Source organism: Halomonas sp. hl-4, from assembly GCF_900215475.1.
Lineage (GTDB): Bacteria > Pseudomonadota > Gammaproteobacteria > Pseudomonadales > Halomonadaceae > Vreelandella.
The window spans coordinates 3,776,326-3,788,595 of record NZ_LT907845.1 but is presented as its reverse complement, the minus strand read 5'-3'; the positions used below and the strand labels follow the sequence as shown (position 1 = coordinate 3,788,595).

Annotated in this window: 13 protein-coding genes and 1 tRNA gene; 2 read left to right on the top strand and 12 right to left on the bottom strand. The window is 56.3% G+C overall.

What is annotated here, in order from left to right:
- Positions 1-182 precede the first annotated feature (182 nt).
- The gene (locus CPH17_RS17780) at positions 183-662 is read left to right on the top strand and encodes a DUF2846 domain-containing protein (protein WP_096300986.1); all 480 of its coding nucleotides are present in this window, start codon (positions 183-185) and stop codon (positions 660-662) included.
- 51 nt (positions 663-713) lie between these two features.
- Here CPH17_RS17780 and CPH17_RS17775 read toward each other — a convergent pair whose 3' ends face one another.
- The 8 genes from CPH17_RS17775 to CPH17_RS17740 all read right to left on the bottom strand — a co-directional run bounded on the left by CPH17_RS17775 (position 714) and on the right by CPH17_RS17740 (position 6,697).
- Complete coding sequence (locus CPH17_RS17775) at positions 714-914, bottom strand: hypothetical protein (RefSeq protein WP_157742970.1); 201 nt, start codon at positions 912-914, stop codon at positions 714-716.
- A 111-nt stretch (positions 915-1,025) separates the two neighbouring features.
- A complete protein-coding gene (locus tag CPH17_RS17770) occupies positions 1,026-1,238 on the bottom strand; it encodes a hypothetical protein (RefSeq protein ID WP_156524094.1) in 213 nt (70 codons plus the stop codon).
- On the bottom strand, positions 1,228-2,196 hold the full coding sequence (locus CPH17_RS17765) for a GIY-YIG nuclease family protein (RefSeq protein WP_096300596.1): 969 nt from the start codon (positions 2,194-2,196) through the stop codon (positions 1,228-1,230). Before CPH17_RS17765 ends, CPH17_RS17770 begins: the two co-directional genes overlap by 11 nt.
- A gap of 76 nt (positions 2,197-2,272) precedes the next feature.
- Complete coding sequence (locus CPH17_RS17760; protein WP_074395527.1) at positions 2,273-2,476, bottom strand: hypothetical protein; 204 nt, start codon at positions 2,474-2,476, stop codon at positions 2,273-2,275.
- Entirely contained in the window at positions 2,473-3,069 is a 597-nt protein-coding gene (locus CPH17_RS17755; protein ID WP_096300594.1) for a zeta toxin family protein, read from the bottom strand. The genes CPH17_RS17760 and CPH17_RS17755 overlap by 4 nt, the downstream gene beginning before the upstream one ends.
- Positions 3,066-4,466, bottom strand: a complete 1,401-nt coding sequence (locus tag CPH17_RS17750) for a restriction endonuclease subunit S (RefSeq protein WP_096300592.1) — start codon at positions 4,464-4,466, stop codon at positions 3,066-3,068. Before CPH17_RS17750 ends, CPH17_RS17755 begins: the two co-directional genes overlap by 4 nt.
- Positions 4,463-6,439 (bottom strand): type I restriction-modification system subunit M, encoded by a 1,977-nt coding sequence (locus CPH17_RS17745; protein WP_096300590.1) that lies wholly within the window; start codon positions 6,437-6,439, stop codon positions 4,463-4,465. Before CPH17_RS17745 ends, CPH17_RS17750 begins: the two co-directional genes overlap by 4 nt.
- A 181-nt stretch (positions 6,440-6,620) precedes the next feature.
- Positions 6,621-6,697, bottom strand: a tRNA-Ile gene (locus tag CPH17_RS17740).
- Between the two features lie 143 nt (positions 6,698-6,840).
- Here CPH17_RS17740 and CPH17_RS17735 point away from each other — a divergent pair.
- Entirely contained in the window at positions 6,841-7,416 is a 576-nt protein-coding gene (locus CPH17_RS17735; protein WP_096300588.1) for a hypothetical protein, read from the top strand.
- On the opposite strand, the gene CPH17_RS17730 is transcribed toward CPH17_RS17735, so the two are convergent.
- The 4 genes from CPH17_RS17730 to CPH17_RS17715 all read right to left on the bottom strand — a co-directional run bounded on the left by CPH17_RS17730 (position 7,406) and on the right by CPH17_RS17715 (position 12,247).
- Positions 7,406-9,181: an ABC transporter ATP-binding protein gene (locus CPH17_RS17730; protein ID WP_197703538.1), complete on the bottom strand. Its 1,776-nt coding sequence runs from the start codon at positions 9,179-9,181 to the stop codon at positions 7,406-7,408. The genes CPH17_RS17735 and CPH17_RS17730 overlap by 11 nt on opposite strands.
- Before the next feature lie 162 nt (positions 9,182-9,343).
- The gene (locus tag CPH17_RS17725; RefSeq protein WP_096300584.1) at positions 9,344-10,147 is read right to left on the bottom strand and encodes an ABC transporter ATP-binding protein; all 804 of its coding nucleotides are present in this window, start codon (positions 10,145-10,147) and stop codon (positions 9,344-9,346) included.
- Positions 10,144-11,259 (bottom strand): FecCD family ABC transporter permease, encoded by a 1,116-nt coding sequence (locus CPH17_RS17720; RefSeq protein WP_231898046.1) that lies wholly within the window; start codon positions 11,257-11,259, stop codon positions 10,144-10,146. Before CPH17_RS17720 ends, CPH17_RS17725 begins: the two co-directional genes overlap by 4 nt.
- A gap of 19 nt (positions 11,260-11,278) precedes the next feature.
- Positions 11,279-12,247, bottom strand: a complete 969-nt coding sequence (locus CPH17_RS17715; RefSeq protein WP_096300580.1) for a FecCD family ABC transporter permease — start codon at positions 12,245-12,247, stop codon at positions 11,279-11,281.
- Between the last annotated feature and the right edge of the window lie 23 nt (positions 12,248-12,270).

Sequence of the window (12,270 nt, the reverse complement as noted above, 5' to 3'; positions counted from 1 at the left end):
TTTTTAATTTTATGATCATCTGCCACCTTTTCGTCAGTGACAATATCTAAATTTTGGTTAATATACGCTTGGCTTCGCTTCGGATAACAAGAAACGGCAGTCATCGTAACGCCCTTATGGCAATTGATTGAAATATGACAGCGGGTGGAAACTCGCTTATGGAGTAAAAAATGGTAGGGAACATGACGTTTAAAGGGATCGGGAAACTGCTATTGGCGTTTGTTGCGCTGGCGCTTATCACTGGCTGTGCTGCCAAAGCGCCCTCTTCAGAGAATTTACAGAATGAACTTCAGGGCTTTAAGTTACCGCAACAGCCTCATGCTGATGAAGGCATGGTCTATGTGGTTCGCCCAGAGATGACAGGCACGTTGGTTCGCTTTAATGTTTTCTTGAATGACCAAGAAGACTCATCCGAAGTCGGTCATACACGCGGCAGTGAGCACATTTACTTTCCCGTAGAGCCCGGTCAACACACCATTTATTCTAAAGCAGAGAACTGGGCATCCGTTGACGTAGACGTATCGCCGGGCGAAACGGTTTTTATTCGCCAACACGCGAAGATGGGACTTGTCATGGCGCGCAACTCATTGTCATTGCTGGAAGCGATGGAAGGTGAGTATTTTGTTAAAGAGACCAGCCCCGGCACGATGATCAATCGCTAATCATCGTGACGACTCGGAACCCCGCTATATAGCGGGGTTTCTTATTTGGTTTCAGACACCTAGCGCATTAAGCTCATCACGGCTATAAACCCGCCCATAGCGGCTGATGAGTCCCTTAGGTCCTAGCATCGTTAAACTAACAATCGGTGTGGCGGTTTTAGCAAAGCTATCCTCCCATGCTTGCTCCTGCTGTGCCAATGTAAGTACACCAATCCGTTCCGGCGTATAATGCTCGCCTAGTTCCATGAGCAAAAACTGAGTCCAACCGGGGGTGAGACGCACACTTCGGCCGCGACGGTTTTCTTGGGTAATGGCTTTAACCTGGGTTCGTTGGCCGTCCTCTTCCAGATCAAAACCGGGGTTTTAGCTACCTGACATCATTGAGGGCTGTTGGCCAAGCGCTTCTAAAAAGCGGAGCCCAATAAACTCACCTATACGGCCAATAATGTTGTCGTTACCGCCAATACGCTCAGGTACTGCGCTCCCTAATGCCAAAATGGCTTGGCGCGCCTGGAGGTAATGGTCAATCGCTCGCTGAATCTCGGCATCGCGGTGCTGCTGGGGCTTATCCATCATCGCCCTCATTTGGCATTGATGCCGCAGCATTGACCTGCTGATCTTGCCAATCAGCATAGGTCTGCCCCGTGGCCTCAACCTTCCAATCAACACGACCGTTAGCGGCCCGCCCTGCGACAGCGGCGGCGGCCGAGCTGGGGCTCGTGAAGCCATAGTCACGCGTGAACGTCTTGAATCCATTACCATCGTCCATCAGCACACCTTCATCGCAAAGCTGCTTGTAGAGATGCCGGTAGTTGTGCTTAAGGTCTATCCATTCTCCCCTGGCGAGAGAACCCTCTAGAACGACAAACTCACCTTCAACCTCTTGAGCGTAGGCGACAATATTTTGTCTTTTAACTTCCATCTTCAGCCTAGGGCTTACTGAAACGCTTTGGTTTGACTCTCGCTCTGTGGGTGCTTGACGCTCAAGGCCAGGACTTGATGAGATTTTTGTAGTGCTGCGTAAAAAATCCAGGCCAAGAACGGGAAGTACCGTGCGAACCTGCTCGACAAAAAAGGCCATATCAGCACGATCAGATTCTGGAAGTCCCACGTACTCATGTGACGTACCGTTGGCTAGCTTACAGCGCCCAACAGCACCAGCTTTCTGTATCAGCAAGCTCTCCAGGTATTTCACATGAGCCTTGGTCAGGTTCTGGTCTTTACTCGTTATAAGACACACCTTCTCCCAAAAATCCTTGCCTCCCTTATCCTCCGGTCGATTGTGCTGTTTAAGCCGCGTAGCAACATCATCGCTTTCACCGATATATACCAAAGGGCGTAAATCTCCCTCTGGATCCGTGCCGACTAAGAAGTATATTCCGGTTCTCCCACATTCGGGGCGCTGAACTAACTCGCTGAGCCTGCTGCGCGGACCTGTAAGCACATGCCCTGTCCAGTTCATAATTTCAGCGGTAAGCAGGCCAGTAGGCGTGCCATCCACTAGAAACAGCCGAATGCTGCGTCCCTGTGTCATATCAACTCCGTTAGTGCTAGCCGCTTTCGCCATTTTGCGAATTGGCTACACACACTGCTTGGAATCTCAGCATTGATCAATGACGAGTCTTGGCCTGCTGATTATCCTCGGAGGCTGTGTCGTCAGGATTGTGCGGCGCGTCCTCACCAATGAGAACGGGCTTACCTTCCTGCCAAAACACCGCGTATTGGCCCAGGCGGCGCTTGCGCTCTAAGGTTTCGGCCACGGCTGTGCGAAGGCTGTTGAGCATTTCCTGGGTATCGGGTGAAAGTTGGGTCATGATTTTGCCTCCTGGAAAAGCGCGTCAAACAGTGAAGTATTAAACACCTGACGGTGATTGCCATGCTGCTCGAAAACCGGCTCTGGCTGGTCTTGGTCATTCATAAAGCAACGCGCACGGCTGACCAATGGCGCGTAAAGCGTCAGCAAATTATTCAGGCTGCGCGGGAAACGTCGCTGAATATCTTTGAGCGCAATATTGTGGCCGCCGTGAGATACACGCTCGGCAACGCGCAGGCGTGACATCTCAACAGAGGGTAGCGCCAAATACACTAGCTCAACTTTCCAGCCCTCAGCCAACAGGCTCTTTACCAGACGCGAGTAGCCACGCCCCGAGAGCGTAGTTTCAAAGGCAAAGTCTTCTCTCTCATCAATCGCTTCTTTGATCTCGCGCAGGAAGATACGGCTGGCCGCGACAAGATCCCGTTCGGGTGCAAACGGGGAGAGGCCAGCGGCAATCAAGTCAGCATTGATAAAGCGCGTACACTGAGCCACTTGTGGGAGGTAATTAAAAGCAAAAGTCGTTTTGCCCGCCCCGTTGGGTCCCGCCACTATCCAGCAAACGGGGGCTTGAGGTTTATGTGTCTGAGTCATACCGCCTCCAACTGAGTGACATCACCAGTAGTCACCACAGAATCCGCTGGCGGCTGCCATCCACGCACATCGATCTTGCCGGTAACGGCAGCAGAGATAAGGGCAGAGCGGCGTTCCGCGAGGAATTTAATTGAAGCATGTGCTCGATCTAGCAATGAATCATTTTTTTGCGTTTGGGCGTCCAAGTACTGCGCTATTCTAATTTGCTCTTCAACAGGTGGCGTTGGCACGCTCATTCTTTTTAGCAAGTCCTGCCCAAGCGAGGCACGAGTCACAATCTCCATCTCTTTAACGAAAAACTCTCTGAGCCTTTGGTTCCCAAAAAAGTACCTGGAGAAACTGGGAGATACCCTCCCTTCGGCAGGCCTAAATCTTATTAAAAATCCAGCAAATGTTGCAGAGGGAATATCCTTAAAGCAAGTTGAGCTGAACCCAATTTCTTCTACAGTCTCCGATGTTCTTGTAAAGAGAACATCACCTTTCTTAATCGAATATTTTTCACGGTCTTGGCCGGATGACTGTACAAGCCCCTTTGGGCTGGTCGGCAAGACCTCATTCTTGTAAACATCACCATAGCTTACGAAAGGAAACCCAGACCCGAATGCCTCTGCGCCTATATTGATTCCATTCTGACATTCTCCGAGATATCGCAGAGGCTTAACCTCCCAATGCGCCGGCACTTCCCCCAGCCACTCCACCCCGGAGTCTTTCATCGGCACATCGGGGTCGAGTCCTTTGGTGACGGCATGGGAAATCACCGCCCGGCGCTTTTCTTTGAGTATCTCGATTAGGCGCTGCTGCTCTTCCACCAAGGCGTCGATGCAGGCGGTTTCGTGGTCGAGGAAGGTAGCGATTGCCCTTTGCTCCTCTAATGGAGGGAGAGCCACAGGTGCATTATCAACTGCGTGTTGACCTAATCCAACTCGAGTTAATCCATTAGCAGATACGGCAAAATATGACTTTGTTTCCTGAGAGTCGAAAAATCTCTTCAAGAATTTTCCCACAACTGAGCCTTTTGGGCGTGCTATTGACAGATGATACCCATAGATCACACCTGGTATGCTTTTAGGCACATAGGCAGCAATAGCTATGTCATCAACGCTTTCTGAATCTTTCGTGAATACCACATCATCTTTTTGCAACTCAAACCGCTTCACTTGGTCCTTAGTCGCGGTGGCTTTCATAAAGACTGAGTCATGCTGAATCACTTCGTTGTAATAAACATCCGTATAATTACAGAGTCGTACAGGTATCTGCCCATCTACGGATTTTTTATCGACATTGCTTGGAAAAACCTCAGCGCAATGCTTCAAGCGCTCTATATTCCAGTGGGCCGGCACATTACCGAGAAAATCCGTATGTGAGTTTTTATATTCTGGGTAACGCAAAAAACTCATGCCGACAGTTCCTCGATCATCTGCTTGATCCGGTCAGTGCAGGCTTTGAGGTCGGCGTCGATTTCTTCCAGCGGGCGCGGCGGCGTAAACGTATAGAAATGGCGGTTAAAGGGGATTTCGAAGCCAACAATACCGATGCGGCCATCTAACTCGTCGCGTTTGTCTTCGTCTATCCAGGCATCTGGCACATGGGGTTTAACCTCACGCTCGAAGTAGTCAAACACCGATTCGTTATAGGGCACGTTCTCGTTATCGCGCAGGCTGGTATCCGGCTCGGGGCTGCCGTGTTTATCCAGGCAAATATCTGCTTCCGGGTCACGCTCGGAAAGCGAGTTGAGAATGGCCTTCTGAACTGGTGCACCAACTTTTAAGCCTTCAGCCTTGAGCGCCGCATTCAGCGCTTTGGTAAACGCTTTGCGGTTGGTGTAGCGCTGCTCACCTAATTGCTCGCAGGCAGCTTTAAGGGCAGCTTGCTCGCCGTCATGTAGCTTCTGAATGGCTTTTTCGTCGTCCAGCTTTACTAGGCGTTCTTCGCTGGCTTCGAAGTTCAGGCGCAGCGGCCGCTCGACGGTAATCCGCCGGTATCCAAAGGTTTCAATAGGGAAAATTTTACTATTGTCGCTATCTTCAAAGGCGCCGTAGAGCCGCACGATAGCGTCAATATCTCGATCGGTGATGTACTGGCGCTTGCTGCCCAGCGACTTGCGCATCTTGCTGGCACAGCCGGTGGAGTTAATCAGCTGCACCTTGCCCTTGCGCTCGGCAGGCTTGTTGTTGGAGAGCACCCATATATAGGTGGCAATACCGGTGTTGTAGAACATATCCGTGGGCAGGCCGACGATGGCTTCTACCAGGTCATGCTGCAGCAGGTAGCGGCGAATTTCGGACTCTCCACTGCCTGCGCCGCCGGTAAACAGCGGCGAGCCGTTGAGGATGATGCCAATGCGCGAGCCCCCGTCTTGCCGGGTGCGCATCTTGGCCACCAGATGCATCAGAAAAAGGAGCGAGCCATCAGAAACTCTTGGCAAACCGGGGCCAAAGCGGCCATCGTAGCCGCGATGCCTATGTTCGTCAGTCACCTGCTTTTGTACTTTTTTCCACTCAACGCCAAACGGTGGATTGGAGAGCATATAGTCAAAGCGCTCGCCCGCCAGCTGGTCGCCAGATAGCGTGTTGCCCAGCTTGATCCGTTCAACCTCCTGCCCTTTTACCAGCATGTCGCCCTTACAGATGGCGTAAGACTCAGGATTAAGCTCCTGGCCGTGCAGCGAGACTGTCACGTTCTGGCTGACCTGCTGAATGTACTCGTCGCTCTCAGAAAGAAACCCGCCGGTGCCGGCTGTCGGATCATACACGGTGACGATGCTGTTGGGCTTGAGCTTGGCTTCTTGCCCGGTAAGCACCAGAGACGTCGTTAGATGAACGATATCGCGGGGCGTAAAGTGCTCCCCGGCGGTTTCGTTGGAGCTTTCGGCAAACTTGCGGATCAACTCCTCGAAAATTCCGCCCATACCGTGATTGCTAACGCGCTGTGGGCTTAGATCTATCGCCGCGAACTGCAGCACTACTTTGTAGAGCAGATCATTGGCGCTGAGCTGCTGAACGAAGCTTTCGAACTCGAAATGCTCGAAAATCTCCCGCGCGCTCTGGCTGAACGACTGCACATAGCTCATCAGGTCGTCGCTTGTTTGGGTATCGGAGAGCGTGCCCAGGGATAGCGGCGAGGCATTGAAGAACGGCTGGTCCGCCGCGCGCAACAACAGCTTCTCACGCACCGCTTCCGGCTTGTTTTGGTGCTGCTCGGCAGCCTGCAATACCTCGGCTTTGGTGGGCGCGAGAACACACTCCAAGCGGCGCAGCAGGGTAAACGGCAGAATGATGCGCCCATACTGCGATTGCTTGAAATCGCCGCGCAGAAGGTCAGCGACCGACCAGATAAAGGCCGCTAACTGGGAGTGACTTTCCGTGTTCAAGGTACTTCCCCACGCTAAGTAAATATTCGTTAATTGGCGAATATCATACACGCCAACCTGTGCGGTAACAGCAAGGAAGCGCAAGCGAAAATAAAGGAAGTAAGATGGGGATCAAACGAGCAGCAGGGAAATACAGACCAAGGGACTCATAATCCCCTGCTTTAAGAATTAGCACATAGAATGGTGGGCCCAGTAGGACTTGAACCTACGACCAAGGGATTATGAGTCCCCTGCTCTAACCAACTGAGCTATAGGCCCGAAAAGCGTGCATATCATAGCGAATGTGGTGGAGCGAGGCCAGCCCCTAGTTAGGCTATCTTGCCATTACCGCGGCACTTTTTAAGGGTTAGCGGGTCTTGAGGGAAGCCCTTTTGAGAAAGGCCCTTATAAGGAGATACGCTTTGAAAGCATTGATGGCGCTTTTTTCGCTGCTGTTGGCGCTACCGGCGCAGGCAGATTGGCAGTTGGACCCTGACCGCTCGAACGTTAAAGCATCGATTACCCAGTTGGATGGCGATGAGCCGCAAACCCATCACCATCAGGTTCGCGACCTGCAGGGCGATATTTCCGCCGATGGCACGCTGCGTCTGCCACTCAAACTCAGTCAAACGGATATGCTAACCCGGATGGGCGAACTGCCCACCTGGGCCGAGATGCTGGCCAACACCACGCTGGTCACGCTGGTGGCGCAAATGCCACCCGAGCGGTTGGACGAGTTGGACATTGGCGAATCGCTGGTCGAGACGCTGACCTTCCGGCTACAAAGCGATATAGTCAACCAGGAAGAGACTGTCCCGCTTCGCTTCACCCGTGAGGGCTTGAACGAAGTGCGCGTGACCCACGCCGAGCCCATGGCGCTGGATGGCCGCGCGTTGATGGCCAACGCCACGCTGCGCAGCGTGCTCTCGATGCTAGGTTATAACGAGATAGACGAGCACGTGCCGATCACGCTGGATGCCCGGCTCGTTAACCGCTAACGGCTTCAGCATCACCCGCCAGCGCCTCGCCGGTTTGCACGCGCCATTGGGCCGCGTAATGGCCATTAGCGGCGAGCAAGCTTGAGTGAGTGCCGCGTTCGGCCACTTGGCCTTTTTCGATCACCACGATCTCATCGGCGTGCACGATGGTCGAAAGCCGGTGAGCAATCATGATCACCGTGCGGCCGTGGGCGATGCGCTTGAGCGAGCGCTGAATGGCGGCTTCGGTTTCGTTGTCCACCGCGCTGGTGGCTTCATCCAGCACCAAAACCGGCGGGTCTTTAAGCAGCGCCCGGGCCAGTGAAAGGCGTTGCCGCTGGCCGCCGGAAAGGCGCACGCCCCGCTCCCCTACCGGCGTTTCCAGCCCTTGGGGCAGCGTTTCAATAAAGCTCCACGCCTCGGCGGTTTTGGCGGCATCGATAATCGCGGCGTCGTCCGCATCCGGCCTGCCGTAGGCAATATTGTCGCGAATACTGCCTTCAAACAGATACACATCCTGGCTGACCAGGCCAATCGCCTGGCGCAGCGAGTGCATGCTCACGTCCGTTACCGGCTGCCCGTCAATCAGTACCCGCCCGCTTTCAGGGTCGTAAAAACGCAGCAGTAATTTGATCAGCGTCGATTTACCCGAACCGGTCGCACCTACCAGCGCCAGGGTGTGCCCGGCTGGCGCGTGTAAATCCACCCCATCAACGCCCACTTCACTGGCGGTGTAGTGGAAGCTTACCGACTCGAAACGCACCTCACCTTTAACGGGCTGAGCCAGCGGCGTGGTGCTGTCGTCTTTAACCGTAATGGGCTCTTCCAGCAGATCGAGAATCCGCTTGGTGCTGGCCATGGCGCGTTCGAACAGATCGATCACCTGGGCCAGGCCGGTCAGCGGCCACAGTAGGCGCTGGGTCAAAAACACCAGCACGCCGTAGGCGCCTACGTTGAGTGAGCCGTTAAGCGCCATCATGCCGCCGACGGTAAAGGTAGCCAAAAAGCCGGCCAGAATGGCCATGCGAATAACCGGGATAAACGCCGAACTCACCTGAATCGCCCGGCGGTTGGCGTTAACGTAAGCTTCGCTGGCATCGCGCAGGCGCTCGGCCTCGCGCGCTTCACTAGTAAAGCTTTTGATGGTGGCAATGCCGCTCAGGTTGTTGGAAAGCCGGCTCGCCAAATCGCCAACCTTGTCGCGCACGTCGCTGTAAAGCGGCCCGGCTTTGCGCTGGAAGTAAAACGCCCCCCATATAATCAGCGGAATGGGGGTAAACGCCAGCAGCGCGATCAGCGGCGAGAGCACGAAGAACACCGCGCCCACGGCAACTACCGTCACCCCCACCTGAATCAGCGAGTTAGCACCACCGTCGAGGAAACGCTCAAGCTGGTTAACGTCATCATTCATCGTGGCAACAAGCTGGCCGGAGCTTTTCGACTCAAAAAACGCCATATCCAGGCGCTGGGCGTGTTCGTAGGTGTCCTGACGCATATCGGCCTGAAGCCGTTGGGCCAGGTTGCGCCATAAAATCTGGAACAGGTACTCAAACAGCGACTCCCCCGCCCAGATAAAGAACGTCAACACGGCGAGGATGGTGATCTGCTCTTGAGGGGCGTCGAAGCCCAACCGCGCCACAAAGCTTTGTTCCTGATTGACCACCACGTCGATCGCCACGCCGATGAGAATTTCGGGGGCGATATCGAACAGCTTGTTGATGATCGAGCAAACGGTCGCGGCGATAATCCGCCGCCGATAGCCTTTGGCATAGCGCAGAAGGCGCATCAAGGCCTGAAAGCTCTGATTCTGAGAGCGGGCCTGAGAACGGGGCGTAAAAGAAGCCACGAGCATTCCTTACTGAGTGGTTATGGGTCGAATGATGTGGCCTATCGTACCACTTTCCTATTTACCAAACGTCGGCTTAGGGGCTTGGTTTGGGCACAAGGCTTAAGAACCGGCACGGCGCACGTTGGCCAATAAGGGACTGCCGGTATCTGGGTCGATAATCAGCGTGCAATCTACCTGATACAGCTCGCGCACCAGCGCTGGGGTAACGACCTTTGCAGGCGCCCCTTGGGCGACAACCTGCCCTTCGCACAGGGCGATGAGATGATCCGCGTAGCGGCAGGCGCTGGCTAAATCATGCAGCACCATCACCACGGTGCGACCATGACAGGCCAGGTCACGCACCAGTTCGAACACCTCAATCTGATGCCCTAGGTCCAATGCCGAAGTTGGCTCATCGAGTAGCAAAAGCGGCGTTTGTTGGGCGATGGTCATGGCGATCCACGCCCGCTGGCGCTGCCCGCCGGAAAGCGCTTCCAGCGGGCGCTCGGCCAACGCATCAAGCCCCGCCGCAGAGAGCGCATGTTCCACCACGCGCTGGTCTTCAGCCGACCACTGGCGCAGCCAGCCCTGGTGAGGCTGGCGGCCAAAGCGAATCAGCTCGCTGACCGTCAGCCCTTCCGGCGCAACGGCCTCTTGCGGCAACAGCGCCAGTTGAGTGGCGAGCTTACGGGCGGGCAGGCGTTGGATATCCGCACCATTCAACAGTACTGCCCCACTTTCCGGTTTGTGCAGACGCGCCAGGCCCGAGAGTAGCGTGGACTTGCCACAGCCGTTGGGGCCCACAATCGCGGTGACTTGGCCGCTCGGCAGGCTGAGGTCCAGCGACTCAATGACGCGCCGGGAGCCATAACTCAGAGCAAGCGATTCGGTGGCAAGCGTGGGGGATGGTTCAGCATGCGTCATGCGTAACTCCGTTGCGGGCGCATTAGTATCCATAATAACCAGGGGCCGCCGATGACGGCGGTGACAATACCGACGGGAATTTCAATCGGGGCCAGCAAAGTGCGCCCGGCGAGGTCCGCCAGCACCATCACCAGCGCGCCTGACAATAGCGACGCCACTAACGGCACCTGGCGCGAGCTTGCAAGGGAGCGGGCGATTTCGGGGCCGATCAGCCCGACCATACCCACTGGCCCTGCCACCGCAACCGCCAGCGCCGTCAACACCACCGAGAGCAACAACACCTGGAAGCGTCGCGCTTTAACGTTAATGCCCAGCCCACAGGCCGTTGCATCTTTAAAGCGCATCAGCGATAGCGGACGCGCGACGACCCCAGCAGCGACCACGCCGACGATAAGACCGCCCGCTAGCCAAAAGACGGCGTCGCCCGGGCGGGCGTTGAGCGACCCGACGGTCCAGGGGTAGGCCGCATTGGCGGTATCAATCGCCACCCGTGCCAACATCAATTGGGTGACGGCACCGAATACCGCACCGACACCAATCCCCGCAACGATAAAGCGATAGCCCTGCATGCCACCACCCGCCACGAGGCCAAAGGTCAATGCGGCTGCGGTAGCAGCCCCCGCCAGCGCCATGGCCGACGGGGCCAGGGAAATGCCCATTCCTACCACCGAGGCCACGGCAAACGCCGTGGCGCCGTTATCAATACCGATAATCCCTGGGGTGGCCAGCCGGTTGCGTGCCAGGGTTTGCATCAGCACCCCGGCGAGAGCAAAGGCAGCCCCCGTCAAGCAGGCGGCCGTCAGCCTTGGCAGGCGCAGCTCCTGTACGGTAAACACGTTGATCATCTCGCCCCGGCCAAAGAGCGCCGGGACAACCGTGCTCGGCGCCAGCGTCATACTCCCAAGCCCCAGGTAAAGCACGCAGGCGATGAGCAGTGCGACGCACAAACCCGTATTGACGGTCAGTCCGCGGCGCTCAATCAGCACACTGCAGGCATTGCCACGCGGAGAGCGCCACGCCACCCGCCAATAGCCTGACGGTGCCGCTACCTCAGCCGCAGGGTGCTGGGTTAACAAGGCCGGCGAAGAAAGATCAGTTGCGTTCGATTTCATGGGCATGCAACGCCAGAGATTATAAGGAGGGTAGCCGCCGGGCGCGCACCACCGCGACCAGTACCGGGGCACCGCATAGGGCGGTCAACACGCCAATTGGCAGCTCTGAAGGCGCCACTAACACACGCGCAATGATATCTGCGGCGAGCACCATCAAGGGGCCGATCGGCAGGCAGAACCACAGCGTGCGGCGAATGTCCGGCCCGGCGATCGCTCGAGCGGCAAACGGCACGACCAGGCCGACAAACGCAATAGGACCGGCAATCGCGGTGGCAGCGCCCACCAGTACCGCCACGCAGGCGACGACCAACCAACGGATCAGCCCTGGATGATGTCCCAGCCCTGACGCGGCCCGTTCGCCTAGCGCCAGCGCCGCCAGCGGGCGGGCCGTAACAACCACCAACACGGAGGCCACCAGCATGCTGGGCAGCATGGCGACCACATCATCAAGGCGTCGTCCGGCGAGACTGCCGATGACCCAGAAACGGATTTCATCCGCCGCGCGCTGATCAAACAGCAGCATGAGGGACGTCAGCGAGCCAAGCAGCCCGGAAAACGCCGCTCCGGCCAATACCAGCCGCACCGGATCGCTGCCTACACCGCGCACGCGGGTGACGCTAAGCACACATAGGCAGCCGACCAGCGCTCCCAACTGGGCCACCGAAATACGCAGCGTGGCCGCGCTGGCCCCCATGACCAAGGTTAATGCCACGGCAAAGGCCGCGCCAGCGCTGACCCCCAATAAGCCGGGTTCGGCGAGCGGGTTACGCGAGACGGCCTGGAGCAGCGCCCCCGCCACTCCCAGGGCCATGCCCACGATAATGCCAATCAAGGTACGCGGCGCGCGCAGTTCCCATACCACGAAACTCGCATCGTTATCCTGACTGCTGGCAAGCACCGCCAGCGCACGCAGCGGGCCGACGTCGCCTGCGCCAATCAGCAGGCTAACGAGACTCACCGCCACGAGGGCGGTGAGAAGTAGCGTCATCTGCGTTCGTTGACGACCAACGT

Bases quoted from the DNA above. Each gene is read 5' to 3' on its own strand.
- CPH17_RS17755 (WP_096300594.1), bottom strand. From the start codon at position 3,069: ATGACTCAGACACATAAACCTCAAGCCCCCGTTTGCTGGATAGTGGCG.
- CPH17_RS17780 (WP_096300986.1), top strand. From the start codon at position 183: ATGACGTTTAAAGGGATCGGGAAACTGCTATTGGCGTTTGTTGCGCTG.
- CPH17_RS17725 (WP_096300584.1), bottom strand. From the start codon at position 10,147: ATGACGCATGCTGAACCATCCCCCACGCTTGCCACCGAATCGCTTGCT.
- CPH17_RS17715 (WP_096300580.1), bottom strand. From the start codon at position 12,247: ATGACGCTACTTCTCACCGCCCTCGTGGCGGTGAGTCTCGTTAGCCTG.
- CPH17_RS17720 (WP_231898046.1), bottom strand. From the start codon at position 11,259: ATGAAATCGAACGCAACTGATCTTTCTTCGCCGGCCTTGTTAACCCAG.
- CPH17_RS17760 (WP_074395527.1), bottom strand. From the start codon at position 2,476: ATGACCCAACTTTCACCCGATACCCAGGAAATGCTCAACAGCCTTCGC.
- CPH17_RS17765 (WP_096300596.1), bottom strand. From the start codon at position 2,196: ATGACACAGGGACGCAGCATTCGGCTGTTTCTAGTGGATGGCACGCCT.
- CPH17_RS17730 (WP_197703538.1), bottom strand. From the start codon at position 9,181: ATGCGCCTTCTGCGCTATGCCAAAGGCTATCGGCGGCGGATTATCGCC.
- CPH17_RS17750 (WP_096300592.1), bottom strand. From the start codon at position 4,466: ATGAGTTTTTTGCGTTACCCAGAATATAAAAACTCACATACGGATTTT.
- CPH17_RS17770 (WP_156524094.1), bottom strand. From the start codon at position 1,238: ATGATGGATAAGCCCCAGCAGCACCGCGATGCCGAGATTCAGCGAGCG.